Here is an 18,528-nt window from a genome sequence, read left to right as displayed (position 1 = left end):
CCGACTGCTCAGCACCGGGTGCACCGGACCTCTCACAGCCGAGCGGCTTCATCAGGGCTGGCGGTAGCCGGCACAGCGGCCAGACGTCATCCTGTGGGCGGGTGCGGCAGGACTCGAGCGTCCGACCCTGACCATCACGCAGGACCCTGCCGCCGACGAGCTGCTGAGCCGGGACCCGCTCGCCCTGCTGATCGGGATGCTGCTCGACCAGCATATGCGTCGACGAAGCAGCGGAGTGTCCGCACGGCAGCAGATCCACCGGCCGATGCGTTCCTGACGATCGGATGTCCGATCCGACGGAGGGGTACCGAACCGCTGACCGGTCGACCTACCGTGGGATGACCGCATCCATCACAGGACGGGAAGACGGGACTGCAGGGCCCGGACGGTTCCGGGCGAGCAGAGCCCGGAGGAGTGCAGATGCCCGACCTCGTGGAACGCACGGCAGCACTGGACGCGCTCGAGGCCGTGTTGCAGACAGCGGCGGATGGACGCGGATCGGTCGTCCTGGTGACCGGCGAGGCCGGCATCGGGAAGACGGCGCTGGTGACGCACTTCGCCGACCGTCACCGGACCGACGTCAGGGTCCTGATGGGGCTCTGCGACGACCTGGCCACGCCACGGCCGCTGGGGCCCTTCCGCGATCTGGCCGACCAGCTCTCCGGTGCTTGCGCCGAGCTGCTGCGCCGCGAGCCCGCGACGGGTGCTGCCTCGGTGCACCGGATGCTGCTCGACGACCTGCGTCGAGGACGGACGCCGACCGTGCTCGTCCTCGAGGACGTCCACTGGGCGGACCAGGCGACCATCGACGCCATCACCGTGCTGGGTCGGCGGCTCGCCGATCTGCCGGTCCTGCTGGTGCTGACCCTCCGCCTGGGCGAGGTGGATCCCGGCCACCCGCTGTGGTCTGCGATCGACGCTCTGCAGCGGGCGTCCACGGTCACCGTCGACCTCGCGCCGCTGTCCCGCCAGGCAGTGGCCGCACTCGCGGGTGAGGACGCCGACCGCATCTACGCCCTCAGCAACGGCAACCCGTTCTTCGTCGCCGAGCTCCTGGCGTCCGGCGGCGGGCCGCCCCCTCCCTCGCTGGCCAACGCGGTCCTGAGCCGCGTCGCGCGACTGCCCGACCGGCCCCGGCAGCTGCTGGAACTGGTGTCGATGGTCCCGTCCCGGATGCCCACCCGGCTGCTCGACGTCCTCGACCCCGACTGGGCTCCCGCGGCGGAGCCGGCCGAGCGCCGGCAGCTGCTGACCAGCGATCCCCAGCACGTCCGCTTCCGTCACGAGTTGACCCGGGCCGCCGTCCGGTCCAGCGTGCCGCCGGGTCGTCGCCGGCAGCTGCACCGGATGCTGCTGCGGGCCCTGCAGGACATCGGCGCCGAGCCGGCCGAACTGGTCCACCATGCCGAGGCCGCCGGGGTTCCGGACGTGGTGGCCGACTACGCACTGCCGGCTGCGCGGCAGGCGCGAGCGCTGGACTCCCATCGGGAGGCCCTGGCTCACTTCCGGCGCGCCGCGGGCTGCAGCGGCCGGTTCGCTCCGCCGGAGCGGGCCCGCCTCTGGGAGGAGCTGGCGGAGACCGCGCACCTGGTCGGACGCAGTGACGAGGCCGTCGGGGCAGCGGACGCGGCCATCGACCTGGCGGAGGCGGTGGGTGACGAAGAGGCGGTAGCACGCTGCAGGCAGCTGCGGTCACAGCTGCACTGGTTCGCCGGGGACGGGGCATCGGCGTGGCACGACGCGTGCTCCGCGCTGCGGGCGCTGATCCGCAGCGGATCCTCCGCCGAGGTGGCCCGCGGCTACGTCGGCTGTGCCGAGCTGGCGATGCTCGCCAGCCGGGCGGAGGACGCGCTGCGCTGGGGGACGCGGGCGCTGGAGCTGGCTGCCGATGACGACGTCGTCCTCGGCCGGGCTCTTGCCGCCGTCGGCGCGACGCGCATGCAGCTCGACCCGTCCGACACCGGCCTGCTCCACGCCGCCCTGCACGCCGCCCGCAGAACCGGATCCCACCAGCACGCAGTGTTGAGCTACACGGCCCTGGCCTTCTGCAACCTGCTCTGGGTGCGGCCCGAGCAGTCGCTCCGTTCCCTCGAGGAGGGTGTGGGGTACGCCCGCGAGCACGAGGTCGACACGATGGTCGGCTACCTGGAGGCGGTCCGCGCCTGGCTGCTCCTGCGGCGGGGCGAAGGGGATGACGCCTCCATCGTTGCCCGGGCGGCGCTGGCCCGTACGGCCGCCCCCGAGAGCACGGTTGCCGGCCTGGTCGCCCGCACAGTCCTCGCCGAGCGGGCCGTCCGGCGCGGGGACGACGACGCCGACGCCCGGTTGGCCGCAGCGGCGGCGGACGCCGACCGCACGGGAGAACTCAAGCGCATCGCCCCGGTGCTGGAGCTGCAGGTCGAGCGGGCGCTCACCTGCGGTGCCCCCCTGCCGGTGGCCCGGCTGGAGGACATCACCCGGAGGGTCGGCCTTCAGCCGCTGCGCTGCGGTGCGGCAGGCGCGCGGGTCGCGGCCTGGGCCACCGTGTGCGGCGTTCCCCACGACTTCCAGGGGCCGGCCCCGGAGCCGTACGCCGCCATGATGGAACGGGACTGGCGGGCGGCGGCCGATGCGTTCGGCGCCGTGGGCTGGCAGCACGACCGAGCCCTCCTGCTGTCGCTCAGCCACGCCGAGGAGTCGCTGGCCGAGGCCGTCGAGATCGCCCGGGCCCTGGAGGCCCGTCCCCTGGAGGAACGCAGCTGCCGCCGTATGCGGGATGCCGGACTGACCGTGCCGCGAGGGGCGCTCCCCTCCACCCGGGCCAACCCCGCACACCTGACCGACCGCCAGCTGGAGGTGCTCGCCCTGGTCCGGGAGGGGCGCGGCAACGCCGACATCGCCGCGGTGCTGCACCTGTCACCGCGAACCGTCGAACACCATGTGGCCGGCATCTTCACCAAGCTCGGGGTGGCCAACCGCGCCGAGGCGGTCGCGCGCAGCGCCGACCTCCACCTGGTCTAGGTATCCGCGGCCGCCGAGGCCCGTGTGCAGGCGGCCCGATGCCCGTGCAGATACCGATGTGCCGGTCCGGCGTCCTTCCTACGTTGGTTGCGGCGGCCCAACCCGGGCCGCCGACCGGGACAACAGGGAGGACACCATGACCACCACCACCGTCTCCAACGGGATCGACGTCCGGGCGCTCACCGAGACCGTCGAGGCCGTCAAGGACGACCCGAGCCTGGGTGCGTTCACCTTCCGTGCTCGCAGCAGGTGGCAGGACGGGACGTACAACACGGGGGAGATCCACACGTTCCGCCAGGACGGCGGCGAAGACCGCAGCCGGGCGGCCGCCTTCACCCTGCACGGCGACGAGCCGCCGGTGCTGCTGGGCGCCAACCGGGGGCCGAACGCCGTCGAGCTGCTGCTCCAGGCGCTCGCGTTCTGCTACGCGGTGGGCTACGTGGCCAACGCCGCCGCCCGCGGTATCGAGATCACCCGCATGGACTACGAGGTGGAGGGCGACTTCGACGTGCGGCCGTTCCTCGGCCTGGACGGGCCGCGGCCGGGCTTCACCGTGATCCGGGCTCACGGCCGCGTCAGCAGCCCGAACGCCACTCGCGAACAGCTCGAGGAGCTGTGCCGGTACGTCCAGGAAACCTCCCCCGTCCGCGACTCGCTCATCAACCCGGTGCCGGTCGAGACCACGCTCGAGGTCGTCTGACGGGGTCGCACGACCAGAAGGGAGATCGTCATGACGCACGCCACCACCATCGACACCGAGGCGCTCACCGGCAAGGTGCAGGAGATGTACCGGGCCGTGGCCCGGACGCCGCAGCGGGAGTTCCACTTCGAGACCGGCCGGGCGCTGGCCGAGCGGCTGGGCTACCCGCCGGCCGAGCTGGACCGTCTCCCGGACGGGGCGATCGAGTCCTTCGCCGGGGTGGGTTGGTTCTTCGACCTGGCCGACCCGCGCGAGGGGGAGACCGTGGTCGACCTCGGGTCGGGGTCGGGGATGGACGCGTTCTTCGCCGCGCTGCGGGTCGGCCCGGCCGGAGGTGTCGTCGGGGTCGACATGACCGACGCGCAGCTGGAGAAGGCCGAGCGGCTCCGCGCCCAGCACGGCCTCGGCCACGTCACGTTCCGGTCCGGGCGGATCGAGCAGTTGCCGGTCGAGGATGCGAGCGTCGACGTGGTCATCTCCAACGGGGTGATCAACCTGACCCCGGACAAGGACCGGGTGTTCCGCGAGGTGGCGCGGGTGCTGCGGCCCGACGGCCGGCTCGCCATCGCCGACATCGTCACCGACACCGCTCTCACCGACGCGATCGTCTCCGACGTTGACCTGTGGGCCTCCTGCATCGGCGGCGCGCCGCAGCAGCGGGCCTACCTGGACGCCATCGCACGCGCCGGCCTGCGGGTCGAGCAGGTGCGACCCAACGACTACCAGTTCCTGTCCGAGCAGGCGCGCGCGGCCAGCGGCACCTACGGCGTCCGCAGCGTCTCCGTGCTCGCGCGGAAGCAGGCGCCCTGACCAGCGCACCCGCTCCTGGTAAAGCGAGGGGCACGGCGGGTCGAGCGAGATCGACGGAGGTCGCCACGATGACGAGCGACACAGCACGTACCGATTCCGGGGAGATGCTGCCCGTCGTGGTGGTCGGAGCCGGACCGACCGGCCTGGCCACCGCCGCCGCCCTCGACCGCCGCGGGGTGCCGGCCGTCGTCCTCGAGCAGGGGGACGGCGTCGGCGCCGCTTGGCGTCGTCGCTACCGCGGCCTCCGGCTGAACAGCGGCCGGGCCTTCTCGGGGCTGCCCGGGATGCGGATGCCCCGCGGGGCGGGCACCTTTCCGGGCCGGGACGACGTGGTCACCTACCTCGAGGCCTACAGCGCCGCCGCCGGGCTCGACGTCCGCACAGGCGTGCACGTGCGGCGGGTGACCGAGGACCGAGGCCAGTGGCGGGTCGTCACCGACCACGGCGACTGGCGCACCGGGGAGGTCGTCGTCGCGACCGGGCTGCTGGCCCGCGGCGCCGTGCCGCCGGAGTGGGGTGCGGATCGATCCTCGATCCGCACCCTCCACTCCACCGACTACACCGATCCCGTCCCGTTCGCCGGGGCCGACGTGCTCGTGGTGGGGGCCGGCTCGTCGGGGTTCGAGATCGCGCACGACCTGGCGCACGGTGGAGCCCGTGGCGTCTGGCTCGCGGTGCGCACGCCCCCGAACATCCTGCCCCGGTCGGTGGCCGGGAACGGGAACGCCACCGCGTTGCGCGCGCAGATCGGCGTCCCCGTCACCGGAGTCGGCGGCGCCGACGGCGTGCGGCAGGACCTGACGGCGCGACTCGGCGCTGGAGCGACCGAGCAGGGCCTGCGGCGCGGCGCCGGCCTGCCGCTGGCCGAGCTCGTTCCGGACGACGGCGGGCCTTCAGCAGGCGGTTAGCCGACGGTTAGCCCGTCCGGTGACCTTCGGAGGACCGATCCCCCCACGAGAGGACTGGCGACCATGACCCTGACCCCCACCGTGCCCGGCGCGGCCCTCGACGACCTCGGAGAGCGGCTGCACGGCCGACTCGTCCGGCCCGCCGCCGACGACTACGACGCCGCCCGATCGGTGTTCAACGCGATGATCGACCGCCGACCCGCGGCCATCGCCCGCTGCCGGGACACCGCCGACGTGGCGGCCGGCATCGCCTTCGCCCGGGACCACGACCTGGTGCTCTCCGTCCGCGGCGGCGGCCACAACGTCGCCGGCAACGCCGTCTGCGACGGCGGCCTCATGCTGGACCTGTCCGGCATGAAGGCACTGGACGTCGACCCGGAGAAGCTCTTCGCCGGCGCCGGCCCCGGGCTGACCCTCGGGGAGCTGGACCGAGGCACCCAGCAGCACGGGCTGGCCACCCCGCTGGGCATCGTGTCCGCGACCGGCATTGCCGGCCTGACTCTCGGCGGCGGGCTTGGCTGGCTCAACGGCCGCTACGGTCTGGCCTGCGACAACCTGCTCGGCGCCGAGGTGGTCACCGCCGACGGTGAAGTGTTGCGCATCCGGGTGCAGGAACACCCCGACCTGTTCTGGGCGATCCGCGGCGGCGGCGGCAACTTCGGCGTCGTCACCTTCTTCACCTACCGGCTGCATCCGGTCGGCCCGGTGCTGGCCGGCGCCATCACCTACCCCTGGCAGCGGGTCCGCCAGGTGCTGCGGGTGCACGAGGAACTCGTCGCGTCGGCGCCGAACGAGCTGTCCACCGCGGTCTCCCTCGGTCGCGGCCCGGACGGGCAGCCGATGCTGTCGATCATCGCCTGCTGGTGCGGGCCCGTCGAGGACGGTGCACGGGTACTGGCCCCGCTGCGCACGGCCGGCCCACCGCTGGCGGACACCGTCGGCGTCATCCCCTACATGGCGATGCAGAGCGCCCCGGACGAGGGATTCCCGACCGGGCGGCTGCACTACTGGAAATCCGGCTACCTGCGGCACCTGACCGACGCAACCGTCGACGTGCTGCTCGAACACGTCCCCGCGATGCCGTTGGGCTTCAGCGGCGTCGGGCTGCAACGGCTGCACGGCGCCGCCGCCCGGGTGCCGACCGACGCGACCGCGTTCCCGCACCGGGCCGAGCAGTACGACCTGCTGATCCTGGCCCAGTGGGCCGACCCGGCCGACACCGACCGCACCATCGCCTGGGCCCGCGGCCTGTTCGAGGCGCTACGACCGCACCTGCAGGACGCCGTCTACGTCAACAACCTCGGCGCCGAGGGTACCGACCGGGTCCATGCCGCCTACGGGCCCAACCTCCCCCGCCTCGCCCAGGTCAAGCAGACCTACGACCCCGACAACGTCTTCCGCATGAACCAGAACATCGTTCCCCTGGCCGTGGCAGGGGCGTGATGCGTGCTCCCGAGACGCTGTCTGCATGAACCGCTCCCAGATCCGCCCGGGCAGGCGGAGCAGTCCAGGCAGGTGACCGCAGAACCGGCCGCCTTCATCGAGGGCCGAGAACCCCACTCCAGGAGACGGGGACCGCGCAGCTGGAGGCAGCCGAGGTCCATGTCGACGCAGGCCGGCTCGGCAGCGCCCGGCGGGAGCCCGAGGCCGCGCGCATCGGGTGGCCAGAGGCCTGGGCGCGGGGGCCGACCGGTCCAGGGCGGAGCGGCAGCTCGCACGGCTACGGCCGGGTGGTCCCGGTGTTCGCGAGCTCACCGCGCGCGAGCTGGAGATCCTGGTCCTGATCGCCGAAGGCCGCTCCAACGGCGACATCGCCGAGCCCTGATGCTGTCTGGGCGCACGACGGAGCGTCGGTATTCCACTGCCCGACCGTCTCGCTGGCCTACGGCGGAGAGGCTTGGCACGGCGTGGGATGAGCAGCTCGCCCGGCAGATGCTCGCCGAGGCCCTTCGGCTCGGCCGAGACCGCGCACGTGGACGGCGACCCGCTGAACCTCTGCTACGCCGCGCACAAGGACGGCTCCCGAGCAGTCGGCGGCCAGCCCGGCGCCGACCGATTCCCACTGGTGCGGTCGGGCCGTGGTCAGCGTGCACCGCGGCTGCCGTGCCGCATGAGCTGCCGGTAGGCCGCGGTCCCTTCTGCCTGTGCGTGGCGGCGGATGCGTCGCCACCGGGGGCAGCTCTGCTTCGCTGATTGCGGCGGGATCGCCCTACGGCACCATCTCCGATGTGCCGACCCCTCCGCATCGCCCAGGACGCCGCCGCCGACGAACTGCTGAGCCGCGACTCGCTCGCCCTGCTGATCGGGATGCTGCTGGACCAGCACATGGGTGGACGAAGCAGCAGGCTGGCCCTGTCTCAGGGGGCGGTGCGGGCGAGTGCGGATCAGAGGCCGAGGTAGCGGCTGACGGCGACCTCGACCTCCTCGAATTCCTCGCGATGGAGGAAGTAGGCGGGCTCTCCGTGGAGGAACCGCACGTCGATGCTGCGTAGCTGATCGACGAGGAACCGGGTGGGAACTCCGCCCAACTCGATCTCGGGCCGGAAGACGGCCGGCTGTGCCCGTGTCGACGTCGGAACGATCGTGGCGACGCTCCACGCCATGTCGGTCGGGCTCAGGACCAGGCCGTAGCGCCGGCTGCGTTGCTCATGCCCACGCCGCGCCTCGCCGAGGTCGACCCGGTAGACGGCGCCGCGGATCACCAGGCATCGGCCTCGCCTGACAGATCCTCGTCCGCCAGCCGCTCGGCGTCGCCCCGCGCTCGCGCGAGCCACGCTTCGCGGTCCAGGAGGCGGAGCGCGCGGCGGATGACGTCGGCCGTTCGCTCGCCGTCCCGCATCCCCTCGCGGATGATTCGCTCGTCCTCATCGGTCGGACGAAATCCGATGGTCTTGGTCACGCTGTGAGGCTATGCAAATGTTTGACAGCTGTGCAACAGTCGGCAGTCCAGGTGGTCTAATCGCGCAGTGGCCGTTGGGTACCGCCAACGGATGACTGCTGCGGCACGGCTCTACGGCACCATCTTCATGTGCCGACTCTCCGCATCGCCCAGGACGACGCCGCCGACGAGCTCCTGAGCCGCGACCCGCTCGCGCTGCTGATCGGGATGCTGCTCGACCAGCAGTTCCCCATGGAGCGGGCGTTCGGCGCACCGCGGCTGCTCGCCGACCGGTTGCGGGTCGACACGCTCTCGGCCGAGCAGTTGGCGTCGATGGACTCCGACGAGCTCGTGCGCGTGTTCCAGGGACCGCCGGCGCTGCACCGCTACCCGGGGTCGATGGCCGCGCGCGCCCAGGAGGTGTGCCGGGCGCTGGTGGCCGACTACGACGGCCAGGTGGCGGGACTGTGGGCCGACGGTGCGGAGGGGGCGACGCTGCTGAAGCGGCTCAACGCGCTGCCGGGGTTCGGCGCGCAGAAGTCGAAGATCTTCCTCGCCCTGCTCGGCAAGCAGTACGGCATCACCCCATCCGGCTGGCGGGAGGCCGCCGGCGACTACGGCCTCGAGGGCTCCCGGCGCTCGGTCGCTGACATCACCGGTCCGGAGTCCCTGGCCGAGGTGCGCGCCTTCAAGCAAAAGCAGAAGCAGGGGGCGAAGGCGGCGAAGCAGACGGCCGGGAACTGATCGCCGGGCGCCTGCACCGGACCCTGCGCGGTGGCACCATGGGAGTGGTCCGGGAGCCGGCGGGGTGATGCCCGCGGACACCGGCCAGCGGAGGGAAAGGTGCCCGTGGCCTCGAGCCAGCAGTTCCCGCGGTCGCGCAGGCCGGAGCCGGTGCTCATCACCGAGGCGGCCCCGAGCCTCACCGACCAGCAGGCCACCCGCAAGCGGCGGTACGCCATCACGATGGCCATCCGTGGCGTGGCGCTCGTCCTGGCCGCGGTCTTCTACCAGACCGTGTGGCTGATGGTCATCCTCGCCGTCCTGGGCACGGTCCTGCCCTGGATCGCCGTCGTCATGGCCAACGACCGGCCCCCGAAGGCCAGGACCCGCCTCCCGGGCGTCGATGCGCGCCCCGACCGGGTCCTGGAGAACCCGGCGCGGACCGGGCGGATCATCGAGGGCTGAGCGGATCTCAGCGGGCTCCCGGCCGGCGGACCACCTCGGCGGCCCGAGTTAGGCCGGCGTCCAGGGCGGCCGCGGGTGAGCAGCTCCGATCCTTCAGCCACGCACGGAGCAGGCCGGCGGCGAACGCGTCTCCTGCGCCGGTCGTGTCCACGACCGTCGTCGCCACGGCAGGTCGGTGCACCACGGTGTCCCCGGAGGCCCACAGCGCCCCGTCGGCCCCCAGGGTCAGCACGGCGATCGGGTGCCGACGCGCCAGCGCCCGCGCCGCCTCGGCGGCGTCCGCACAGCCGGTGAGCAGCCGCGCCTCGTCGGCATTGGGCAGCACCAGCGTCGCCCCGCCCGTGTCGCTCAGCCACCGGTCCACCCCGTAGGCGCGCAGCGGGCCGGTCGAGGCCGGGTCCACCGAGCTGGTGCAGCCGGCTGCGGTGGCCGCGGCCAGCGCCGCCAGTCCCGCGGCGCGCGGGCCGGGGTCCAGCAGCGTGTAGCCCGACAGGTGCAGGTGGCCACCCGGGGGCGGGGCCGGCACGTCGGAAGGGCGGAGCGCCAGGTTGGCTCCCCGGTCGGCCAGCATGCTGCGCTGCCCACCCGGCTCGACCAGGCTCACGATCGTGCCGGTCGCCGTCCGCGGCACGGTGCGCAGCCGCAGCCGCACCCCGGCGTCGGCCAGCTCGGCGGACAGGTTCGCCCCGGCCGCGTCGTCGCCGACGCAGCCGGCGAGCACCACGGGCACCCCCGCCCGGGCCAGGTGGACCGCGACGTTGGCGCCCGCGCCGCCGCCGCGGGTGCGGATCGACGCCGGCCGGTCCGACCCCGGCGCCGGCTCGCCGGAGAGGACCACCACCACGTCGGTGGCGACGTCCCCGACGACGACGACCGGGCCGGCCACGACCGTGCTCAGGCCGGGGAGGCGGCGAGCGCCGCGGCGATCCGGCCGGCGAGCTCCGCGTTGCGCAGGACCAGCCGGACGTTGACCGCCAGGGTCGCGCCCTCGCTGGCGCGGTGCAGGTGGTCGAGCACGAACGGCGTGACCGCCTTGCCGCGCACGCCGGCCGCGTCGGCCGCCGCCAGTGCATCGGCGATCACCCGGTCGTGCAGCACCGGGTCGAGCTGCTCGTCGGCGGGGAGCGGGTTGGCCACGACGACCGCCCCGCGGGTGAGCCGGCGGCGCACGGCGAAGACCGCGGCCGCCTGCTCGGCGTCGGCGACCGACCAGTCCAGCGTCGAGCCCGAGTCGGCCACGTAGAAGCCGGGGAACGTGGTCGTGCCGTAGCCGACGACCGTGACCGACAGCGACTCCAGCCGCTCCAGCGTCGCCGGGACGTCCAGGATCGACTTGACGCCGGCGCACACCACCACCACGGACGTGCGTGACAGGGCGGTCAGGTCGGCCGACTCGTCGAAGGTCTCGCTCGCCAGCCGGTGCACCCCGCCCAGCCCCCCGGTGGCGAAGACGGCCACGCCCGCCGCCTCGGCCAGCAAGGCCGTGCTCGACACCGTCGTCGCGCCGCTCAGCCCGAGCGCGGCGGCCACCGGCAGGTCGCGGACCCCGAGTTTGGCCAGGTCCGGATCGGCGCACACCCGGTCGACCTGAGCCGGTGTCAGGCCGACGTGCGGAACGCCGTCGAGGACGGCGATCGTCGCCGGGACGGCGCCCCCGGCGCGGACCGCGGCCTCGACGTCGTCCGCGGCGGCGCGGTTGTCGGGCCGCGGCAGGCCGTGCGCCAGCAGCGTGCTCTCCAGTGCCACGACGGGGCCGCCGGCAGCCAGGGCGTCGGCGACCTCGGCGGACAGGACCGGGTGGGGAGGGGAATTCGCGGGGGCCACCCTGTCATCATGGTGGGCGGGTGCGGGAGCACCGCGGCCCCCCGGCCGCGCGCCGACCGCACGACCCGACCGTCGAGCAGGGAGCCCGCATGAGCAGCAGCGACATCCTCGAGCGGCCGGACGTCCGCGAATCGGACACCGGCAACGCCAACGAGGTCTTCCACTACGTCAAGAAGAACAAGATCGCCGAGAGCGCCGTCATGGGCACCCTCGTCGAGGCGCTGTGCGGCGAGGTCTTCCCGGTCACCAAGAGCCCCAAGCCCGGCAGCCCGGTGTGCCCGGCCTGCAAGGAGGTCTACCAGCAGCTCAAGAAGGACTGAGGAAGGCCTGGTCTTCCCGAGTGGACCCCGGAGGGGTCCGCGCAGGGACGACGGAGGCGCTCAGCGCAGCCGGGGGACGGCACCTGGTCGCGGTGCGGTCCGGAGGAGCGCGAGGTCATGGTCCGCGCAGGGACGACGGAGGCGCTCAGCGCAGCCGGGGGACGGCACCTGGTCGCGGTGCGGTCCGGAGGAGCGCGAGGTCATGGTCCGCGCAGGGACGACGGAGGCGCTCAGCGCAGCCGGGGACGGCACCTGGCGGCGGTGCGGTCAGGAGGACCGCGATGTCACGGCGGTGCGGTCCGGAGAACCGCGATGTCACGGCGGTGTCACAGCCCGAGGCGGCGGGCCTCCTGTTCCAGCTTTGCCTGGCGGCGGGCCTTCCGGCGCCGGTCGTGCCGGCGCAGCGGTGCCGGCCAGCGGGACTGGATGGTGGCGTTGAGCTCGGCGCCCAGCAGCACCGCCATGCCGAAGAAGAAGCAGAACAGCAGGGCGGCGATGGGAGCGGCCAGCGCTCCGTAGGGCAGCGCCGTGGTGAGGATGTCGGTGACGTACGCGCGCAGCAGCAGTGCGGCCACCAGGAAGAACCCCAGGCTGAGCAGCGCGCCGGGCAGGTGGCGCCGCCACGGCAGCCGGTTCGGCAGCACGACGTGGAAGAAGCTGGTCAGGCCCAGCAGCAGGCCCACCACCACGATCGGCCAGTAGACCGCGCCGATGAGCATGTCCGTGGTGTTCCGCCAGTCCGGTGGGACGAGTGTGATCAGCACGTCCCGGCCGAGCACCAGCAGCGGCAGCGTGAGCACCGCCAGGAACATCCCGACGACGAACAGCCACAGGGCCTTCAGCCGGGTGCGGATCGGGCCGCGCACGTCCCGCTGGTCGTAGGCGATGACGATGGTGTTCATGAAGGTCGCGGTGGCCGAGGAGCCCGCCCAGAGCGACAGCAGGAAGCCGAGGCTGACCACCTCGAGGCGGCCCGAGCCCAGGATGTCGGTCAGCGTGGGCTGCACCAGGCCGTCGACCACGTCCGTGGTGAGTGCCCGCGCGGAGGCGTCGAGCAGACGCTCCTCGATCTGGCTGACGGCGTCGTTCCCGATGAGGGCACCCAGGTAGCCCAGCGAGCCGAGCAGCCCGATGAGCAGCGGCGGGACCGACAGGATCTGCCAGAACGCCGCCTCGGCCGACAGCCCGAGGATGCGGTCCTGCCACGCCTTCGCCAGCGTCCGGCCGGCCACCTGCAGCGGTACCCGTACCGGCGTGGGCCAGTGGCGCAGCTTCGGAGGTGCCGTGGTGTCCGTCCGCGTCGAGCCGGACGTGGCGGGGCTCGCGGCCGTGGGCTCCCCCGCCCCGGTCCGGGTGGGCGAGTCGCTGGGCAGGACGGCGCTCACCTGCACAGTGTGCACGGCGGGTGGTGTCCGATCGGTCCGGCAGCCGGCGTCAGGCCGCCCGTCCGTGCGCCGGCCGACGTCCGCCGGGCGCCGGCGCGGGGCTGGGGGCGGTGCCCTCGGGAGCCGGCGCGGGCGGCTCGGCAGGGACGCAGTTGATGATCGGCTCGGCGGCGTACCGGGTCACGAAGTTCTCCCGCTTCAGCTCCGCGCCCGTGGTGAGGTCGCGGAAGATGCGGGTCACGGTGATGTCGAAGCCGGTCGACCCCGACTGCGGCTCGCAGGTGGGGCTGTCGGGCTTGTCCTGCACCACGGGCTGCCGGATGTTGTACCGCTCGCTGCTGACCGACTGGATCTCGTAGCGCTCGGTCCCGTAGAAGGTCACGGTGAGCGACTCGGGCGTCCACGCCGTGTCGACGTAGACGCCGGTGTCCCCGTCGTTGCGCCACGTGAGGTCGATCGAGTCGTAGTAGACGGTCGCCTCGCGGCCGGCCGGGTAGCGGCTGATGTAGTAGCTGTGCGGTTTGTGGAAGACGTCCTCGAGGCCGGCGAAGAACACCGCGTTGAACATCGTCGTGGCGAACTGGCTGATGCCGCCACCGACGGCGGTGGTGAACTCGCCGTTGTTGATCACGCCGGCCTCCACGTACCCCTGAGCGGTCCCCCGGGGGCCGGTGAAGCCGTTGAGGCTGAAGGTCTCGCCCGGCATGATCACCGCGCCGTCGACCTCCTTGGCCACCACCCGGATGTTCTCGCCGCTGGCCGGGTTGCCGATCCTCGTGGTGAAGCTCGAGATCTCCTCGCGGATGCCGAGCGCCTCGGCCTCGGCGGTGGTGAACTCCGCCGGGACCGGACCGAGCTCGGCGGTGACGCTCCGCGGCGCCTCGTCGTCGAGCACGGGCAGCAGCTGCTCGACGAGCTGCGCCGGCGCGATCCCGGTCCCGTCGACCGACGGCACGACGGTGACCGCGCCACCGGAGACCTCGAACCGGGCGTCCTGGGCGGGCGTGCCGAAGGCGCCCAGCTCGTCGCCGAGCGCGGCCTGCAGGGCCGGGGCATCCAGCCCCACGGCGAGTTCGCCGTCGTCCTGGGGGGTGAACGTCAGCGCCGCGGCGATCGCCTCGACCGGGACCTCTGCGGAGGTGCCGCCGTCCTGGCTGACGACCCGCACCGGCGCGGACAGCGCCGGGGTGACCGTCTCCTCCAGGACCCGCTCGGCCTCCTGGACGTCGACGTCGACGCGCGTGACGTCGACGGGCAGCTCGATGGGCACGCTGGGGTCGCCGCCGGAGGCCAGCGCGTCGGTGATCGCCTCGGCCGCGCCGTCGCGGTCCAGGGCCCGGCCGTCCGCCGGCTCCACGACCGACGGGGTGGTGCCCTCGATCGCGATCGTCGCGTCCTGGGGGGCGCGGTCGACCTGCGCGGCGATGCCCTCGATCTGGGCGGCCAGCGCCGTCTCCTCGCCGGTGATGACCGGCTCGACCTCGCGGTCGGAGAAGACGGTGACCAGTCGGGTCCAGGGGTTCAGCGGCTGGTCCTCGGCGGCGTCCACGGTGCGGGCGACGTCGAGGGTGATGCCGGCGGTGGCGGGGGAGAGCGTGCCGGTCACGTCGGCCGCGGTGACCGTGTGGTCGGCCACCACGCGGGGAGCGAGCTCCTCCTCGAGCAGTTGTGCCGCGCGCGCGGGAGCGAGCCCACCGACGTCGACGCCGGCCACCACGGTGTTCCGCGGTATCTCGCCGGAGGCTGCCAGCAGGTCCACGCCGTAGGCGGCGGCCAGCACGGCGAGGAGCCCGGCGGGGACCAGGGCCGTACGGCGCCGCCACCACGGGCCACGCGGGCCGCGGGGGCTGCCCGCCGGCGGCCGGTGGTCGGAGGGGGGCCCGGAGGGCGAGTCCCCTCCGGGGTCCAGGGGCGGCACCACGGCGGTCCGCGCGGTGTCGTCCTCCGGTGCCGGCGCGGGGCTGACGCGATCGAAGCGCTGGGTGCCGTCGGCCTCGTCGGCCTTCGCGGTGACGGGGGGGACAGCTGGATCGTCGTCCGTGGGGAGCGCCGCGCGCTCGTCCGTGGGAACGCCCGGCGCGCGCTCAGGGGCGCCGCGCTGCCAGTCCCGGCCGACCGGCCGGGTGTCGTCCGGCTCGGTCCCGAACGCCTGGGACGTGCTGGTCGGCTGCGGGCGCCCGTCGGTGCCGTCGGTCCGCATCCGTACGGTCTCGTCGGACGAGGGGGACTGCTGGGACATGGGGGGTTCCTCCGGTTGCCGCCGACCGGGGGTCCCCGGAGACGACGGAGCCGCCGGCCCGGTGCCCGCACGAGGCGGGGCATCGGACGCGGCGGCGTCGTCGGGTGAGGCGGTCATCGCGGGCGCGACGATATCGCCTCCCTCACGCGGTTACGTGCTGCTCGCCCTCTGTGTCGATGATGTCGACGGCGATGTCGCGGAGCTTGCTCTCGTACTCGCGGGCGTGGTGCCCGCAGAACACGAGATCGCTGCCGCTGGCGAGCACGACACGGACCTTGGCCAGGGCACCACAGCGGTCGCAGTGGAACGGCACGACCAGGTCGTCGGCGGCGGGGGTCGTCGTCAGCGTCTGGGTCATCTGGGTCATCACTCGCTCTCTACCGCACGGACCCGCGGCTGCGGATCGGCCTCCTGCACAGCGCCAGGATGGCCCCTCGGATTCCCGTTCCCGCCCGGATCGTCGTGGACTCGCCGAAAGAGATGAGTCCGTAACACACCGGGCGTGGGCGGAGCGGGTTCAGCAGGGGACGTCACTGGGTGGAACTGGTGGTGCACGTGCTGGTGGTCGTCTGCCCGTCCGGTGGGAACCGGCCGGACCGTGGGTCCGCTGCTGTTCTGACGGCGCCCACGCTACGCCGTCTACCCGACAGGTGTCGGCATACACCGGCCGCTATCAGTCTGTGACCCATCCGGGTCACACCGCGGCCAGGGTGCCGTCCCCCGGTCGTGTGGCGCCATGACACGGGGGTCCTCCGAACCGCACCGCGGCCAGGTGCCGTTCCCGGTGGCGCGGAGCCGCTGCGCCGGCCCTGCGCGGATCCTCCGGGCCCACTCGGGACGACAAGGGTGCGCGACGACGAGGGCCCGGTGTGCGATCGCACACCGGGCCCTCGTGTCATCGCTCAGTCCAGGTAGTCGCGCAGCACCTGGGAACGGCTGGGGTGGCGCAGCTTGGACATCGTCTTGGACTCGATCTGCCGGATCCGCTCACGGGTGACCCCGTAGACCTGGCCGATCTCGTCCAGCGTGCGCGGCTGGCCGTCGGTGAGCCCGAACCGCAGCCGGACGACGCCGGCCTCCCGCTCGGAGAGGGTCTGCAGCACGCTGGTCAGCTGGTCCTGCATCAGCGTGAAGCTGACCGCGTCGACGGCCACCACCGCCTCGGAGTCCTCGATGAAGTCACCGAGCTGGCTGTCGCCCTCGTCGCCGATGGTCTGGTCGAGGCTGATCGGCTCCCGGGCGTACTGCTGGATCTCCAGCACCTTGTCCGGGGTGATGTCCATCTCCTTGGCCAGCTCCTCCGGGGTGGGCTCGCGGCCCAGGTCCTGGAGCAGCTCGCGCTGGATGCGGCCGAGCTTGTTGATGACCTCGACCATGTGCACCGGGATGCGGATGGTGCGGGCCTGGTCGGCCATGGCGCGGGTGATGGCCTGCCGGATCCACCACGTCGCGTAGGTGGAGAACTTGTAGCCCTTGGTGTAGTCGAACTTCTCGACCGCGCGGATCAGCCCGAGGTTGCCCTCCTGGATGAGGTCCAGGAATGCCATGCCGCGGCCGGTGTAGCGCTTGGCGAGGGAGACCACGAGGCGCAGGTTGGCCTCGAGCAGGTGGTTCTTGGCGCGCTCGCCGTCGCGGACGATCCAGTTGAGGTCCCGGCGCATCTGCGGCGAGATCTTCTGGCCCTCCTCCTCGACCTGGCGCAGCCGCTCGGAGCCGTAGAGCCCGGCCTCGATGCGCTTGGCGAGGTCGACCTCCTCCTCGGCGTTGAGGAGGGCGACCTTGCCGATCTGCTTGAGGTAGGCGCGGACGGAGTCCGCCGACGCGGTGAGCTCGGCGTCCTTGCGGGCCTGCCGCAGCGCCTCGGACTCCTCCTCGTCGTCCCACTCGAAGTCGGTGCCGCCCTCGGCGGTCTCCTCCTCGGCGGCGGCGACCTCGACGCCGTCCTTGCCGGTCACGACCGTCTCGTCGAGCTTGAGGCCCTCCGAGCCGGCGTCGACCACGGCGACCGCGGAGTCCTCGGTGGCCACGGCGGTGAGGACCGTGCCCTCACCGGCACCCGGCGACGGGGTGATCGTCGGCTTGGCGCGCCCCTTGGCCGGTGTCTTGGTGGCCGGGGTCTTGGCCGGCGCCTTCTTCCGGCCGGCGGCCGGCTCAGCGGCCGTCTTCTCGGTGCCGGCACGGGTCCCGGCTGCGGCCGTCCTGGCGCGCGGGGTGCTCGCTACGGCTGCTTCCGGTGCTGGCTGATCGGCGGGCACTCAGGTTCCTTCCCGTACTGGGTTCGTTCCCCGGGGACCGTGTGGTCCGCGGGCAGCGGCTCCGCCTGGGCTCTCGAGGACCGGAGGACCCGCGGACCGGCGCGGCGTTTGACCGCGATCGGGACGGGGGAATCCCTCCCGGCTGGAGGGCGACGGGCTGGGGCGTCACCATTGTAACGGCGTCTGCGGGCGAAACCAGCGCCTCGGATCCGAGGCCCTCGCTCGGACGGGGCGGAACCGGTCGGCTCAGCGCTCGGGGCGTTCCGCGGCGGCCAGTGCGGCGCCCACGATCCCGGCGTCGTTCTGCAGCTCGGCCGGCACCACGGGGGTGCGGGTGGACAGCAACGGCACCCACTTGTGCGCCTTCTTGCTCACCCCGCCGCCGACGATGATCAGATCCGGCCAGAGGCCTGCCTCCAGGACGTCCAGGTACCGGTCGACGCGCTTCGCCCACTCGGGGTAGGTGAGTTCCTCGCGCTCACGGGCGGCCGCCGACGCCCGCCGCTCGCCGTCCTCGCCGTCGACCTGGATGTGGCCGAACTCGGTGTTGGGCACCAGCCGCCCGTCGACGAACAGCGCGCTGCCGATGCCGGTGCCGAATGTGAGCATCAGCACGACGCCGCCCCGGTCACGGCCGGCGCCGTAGCGCATCTCGGCCAGCCCGGCGGCGTCGGCGTCGTTGAGCGTCTCCACCGAGCCGGGGATGCGGCTGCTGAGACCCGAGTCCACGTCGGTGCCCAGCCAGCTCTTGTCCACGTTGGCCGCCGTGTGCGCCACCCCGGCCTTCATCACCCCGGGAAACGTGACGCCGACCCGGCCGGCCCACTCGAAGGCGCCGACGATCCGGGCCACGACGTCGTACACCGGTTCCGGCAGCGAGGGCTGCGGTGTCTCGATCCGCTGCCGTTCGCCGACGAGCCGGCCCTGGTTCAGGTCGACCAGGCACCCCTTGATGCCGCTGCCGCCGATGTCCACCCCGAAGCCCTGCACACGGACAGGTTAGTGATCGCGTCCACGGCGT

At 73.2% G+C, this 18,528-nt stretch carries 18 protein-coding genes; 9 read left to right on the top strand and 9 right to left on the bottom strand.

Annotated features, from left to right (window positions below; translation table 11 throughout):
• The first annotated feature begins 420 nt into the window (after positions 1 to 420).
• The 6 genes from BLASA_RS15130 (at position 421) to BLASA_RS25145 (ending at position 7,243) form a co-directional block, all read left to right on the top strand.
• On the top strand, positions 421 to 3,000 hold the full coding sequence (locus BLASA_RS15130) for an ATP-binding protein (RefSeq protein WP_014377065.1): 2,580 nt from the start codon (positions 421 to 423) through the stop codon (positions 2,998 to 3,000).
• Between the two features lie 136 nt (positions 3,001 to 3,136).
• Positions 3,137 to 3,700: an OsmC family protein gene (locus tag BLASA_RS15125; RefSeq protein WP_014377064.1), complete on the top strand. Its 564-nt coding sequence runs from the start codon at positions 3,137 to 3,139 to the stop codon at positions 3,698 to 3,700.
• A gap of 30 nt (positions 3,701 to 3,730) precedes the next feature.
• The gene (locus BLASA_RS15120) at positions 3,731 to 4,510 is read left to right on the top strand and encodes a methyltransferase domain-containing protein (RefSeq protein ID WP_014377063.1); all 780 of its coding nucleotides are present in this window, start codon (positions 3,731 to 3,733) and stop codon (positions 4,508 to 4,510) included.
• 68 nt (positions 4,511 to 4,578) lie between these two features.
• Positions 4,579 to 5,418 (top strand): flavin-containing monooxygenase, encoded by an 840-nt coding sequence (locus tag BLASA_RS15115; RefSeq protein ID WP_083878022.1) that lies wholly within the window; start codon positions 4,579 to 4,581, stop codon positions 5,416 to 5,418.
• 63 nt (positions 5,419 to 5,481) lie between these two features.
• Positions 5,482 to 6,861 carry an FAD-binding oxidoreductase gene (locus BLASA_RS15110; protein WP_014377061.1) on the top strand — a complete coding sequence of 460 codons (1,380 nt, stop codon included), beginning with the start codon at positions 5,482 to 5,484 and terminating at the stop codon, positions 6,859 to 6,861.
• 217 nt (positions 6,862 to 7,078) lie between these two features.
• Complete coding sequence (locus BLASA_RS25145; protein ID WP_166486558.1) at positions 7,079 to 7,243, top strand: LuxR C-terminal-related transcriptional regulator; 165 nt, start codon at positions 7,079 to 7,081, stop codon at positions 7,241 to 7,243.
• Between the two features lie 559 nt (positions 7,244 to 7,802).
• Here the strand turns inward: BLASA_RS25145 and BLASA_RS15100 are convergent.
• The gene (locus BLASA_RS15100) at positions 7,803 to 8,120 is read right to left on the bottom strand and encodes a type II toxin-antitoxin system PemK/MazF family toxin (RefSeq protein WP_014377058.1); all 318 of its coding nucleotides are present in this window, start codon (positions 8,118 to 8,120) and stop codon (positions 7,803 to 7,805) included.
• Positions 8,117 to 8,317, bottom strand: coding sequence for a hypothetical protein (locus BLASA_RS15095; protein WP_014377057.1), 201 nt, complete (start codon positions 8,315 to 8,317; stop codon positions 8,117 to 8,119). The genes BLASA_RS15100 and BLASA_RS15095 overlap by 4 nt, the downstream gene beginning before the upstream one ends.
• Before the next feature lie 129 nt (positions 8,318 to 8,446).
• On the opposite strand from BLASA_RS15095, the gene BLASA_RS15090 reads away from it, so the two are divergent.
• Positions 8,447 to 9,040: an HhH-GPD-type base excision DNA repair protein gene (locus tag BLASA_RS15090; protein ID WP_014377056.1), complete on the top strand. Its 594-nt coding sequence runs from the start codon at positions 8,447 to 8,449 to the stop codon at positions 9,038 to 9,040.
• A gap of 99 nt (positions 9,041 to 9,139) precedes the next feature.
• Entirely contained in the window at positions 9,140 to 9,484 is a 345-nt protein-coding gene (locus BLASA_RS15085) for a DUF3099 domain-containing protein (RefSeq protein WP_231839468.1), read from the top strand.
• A gap of 7 nt (positions 9,485 to 9,491) precedes the next feature.
• Here the strand turns inward: BLASA_RS15085 and BLASA_RS15080 are convergent, their stop codons facing one another.
• Positions 9,492 to 10,370 carry a carbohydrate kinase family protein gene (locus BLASA_RS15080; protein WP_014377054.1) on the bottom strand — a complete coding sequence of 293 codons (879 nt, stop codon included), beginning with the start codon at positions 10,368 to 10,370 and terminating at the stop codon, positions 9,492 to 9,494.
• Between the two features lie 8 nt (positions 10,371 to 10,378).
• On the bottom strand, positions 10,379 to 11,308 hold the full coding sequence (locus BLASA_RS15075; protein ID WP_014377053.1) for a pseudouridine-5'-phosphate glycosidase: 930 nt from the start codon (positions 11,306 to 11,308) through the stop codon (positions 10,379 to 10,381).
• 89 nt (positions 11,309 to 11,397) lie between these two features.
• Between BLASA_RS15075 and BLASA_RS15070 the strand changes: the two genes are divergently transcribed.
• Positions 11,398 to 11,628 carry a DUF3039 domain-containing protein gene (locus BLASA_RS15070; protein WP_014377052.1) on the top strand — a complete coding sequence of 77 codons (231 nt, stop codon included), beginning with the start codon at positions 11,398 to 11,400 and terminating at the stop codon, positions 11,626 to 11,628.
• Positions 11,629 to 11,954: 326 nt separating this feature from the next.
• Here BLASA_RS15070 and BLASA_RS15065 read toward each other — a convergent pair whose 3' ends face one another.
• From BLASA_RS15065 to ppgK, 5 genes are all read right to left on the bottom strand, one after another.
• Entirely contained in the window at positions 11,955 to 13,013 is a 1,059-nt protein-coding gene (locus tag BLASA_RS15065; protein WP_231839467.1) for a YihY/virulence factor BrkB family protein, read from the bottom strand.
• Positions 13,014 to 13,062: 49 nt separating this feature from the next.
• Positions 13,063 to 15,252, bottom strand: a complete 2,190-nt coding sequence (locus BLASA_RS15060) for a VanW family protein (RefSeq protein ID WP_014377050.1) — start codon at positions 15,250 to 15,252, stop codon at positions 13,063 to 13,065.
• 142 nt (positions 15,253 to 15,394) lie between these two features.
• The gene (locus BLASA_RS15055; protein ID WP_014377049.1) at positions 15,395 to 15,619 is read right to left on the bottom strand and encodes a DUF7455 domain-containing protein; all 225 of its coding nucleotides are present in this window, start codon (positions 15,617 to 15,619) and stop codon (positions 15,395 to 15,397) included.
• A gap of 535 nt (positions 15,620 to 16,154) precedes the next feature.
• Positions 16,155 to 17,507, bottom strand: coding sequence for an RNA polymerase sigma factor (locus tag BLASA_RS15050; RefSeq protein ID WP_014377048.1), 1,353 nt, complete (start codon positions 17,505 to 17,507; stop codon positions 16,155 to 16,157).
• A 246-nt stretch (positions 17,508 to 17,753) separates the two neighbouring features.
• A complete protein-coding gene (gene ppgK / locus BLASA_RS15045) occupies positions 17,754 to 18,497 on the bottom strand; it encodes a polyphosphate--glucose phosphotransferase (RefSeq protein WP_014377047.1) in 744 nt (247 codons plus the stop codon).
• Positions 18,498 to 18,528: the final 31 nt, after the last annotated feature.

The organism is Blastococcus saxobsidens DD2, from assembly GCF_000284015.1.
Classification (GTDB): domain Bacteria; phylum Actinomycetota; class Actinomycetes; order Mycobacteriales; family Geodermatophilaceae; genus Blastococcus; species Blastococcus saxobsidens_A.
This window is presented reverse-complemented; position numbering and strand designations above follow the sequence as displayed.

Coding starts and splice junctions, on each gene's coding strand:
- BLASA_RS15130 (WP_014377065.1), top strand. CDS start 421: ATGCCCGACCTCGTGGAACGCACGGCAGCACTGGACGCGCTCGAGGCC.
- BLASA_RS15125 (WP_014377064.1), top strand. CDS start 3,137: ATGACCACCACCACCGTCTCCAACGGGATCGACGTCCGGGCGCTCACC.
- BLASA_RS15120 (WP_014377063.1), top strand. CDS start 3,731: ATGACGCACGCCACCACCATCGACACCGAGGCGCTCACCGGCAAGGTG.
- BLASA_RS15115 (WP_083878022.1), top strand. CDS start 4,579: ATGACGAGCGACACAGCACGTACCGATTCCGGGGAGATGCTGCCCGTC.
- BLASA_RS15110 (WP_014377061.1), top strand. CDS start 5,482: ATGACCCTGACCCCCACCGTGCCCGGCGCGGCCCTCGACGACCTCGGA.
- BLASA_RS15070 (WP_014377052.1), top strand. CDS start 11,398: ATGAGCAGCAGCGACATCCTCGAGCGGCCGGACGTCCGCGAATCGGAC.
- BLASA_RS15060 (WP_014377050.1), bottom strand. CDS start 15,252: ATGTCCCAGCAGTCCCCCTCGTCCGACGAGACCGTACGGATGCGGACC.
- BLASA_RS15055 (WP_014377049.1), bottom strand. CDS start 15,619: ATGACCCAGATGACCCAGACGCTGACGACGACCCCCGCCGCCGACGAC.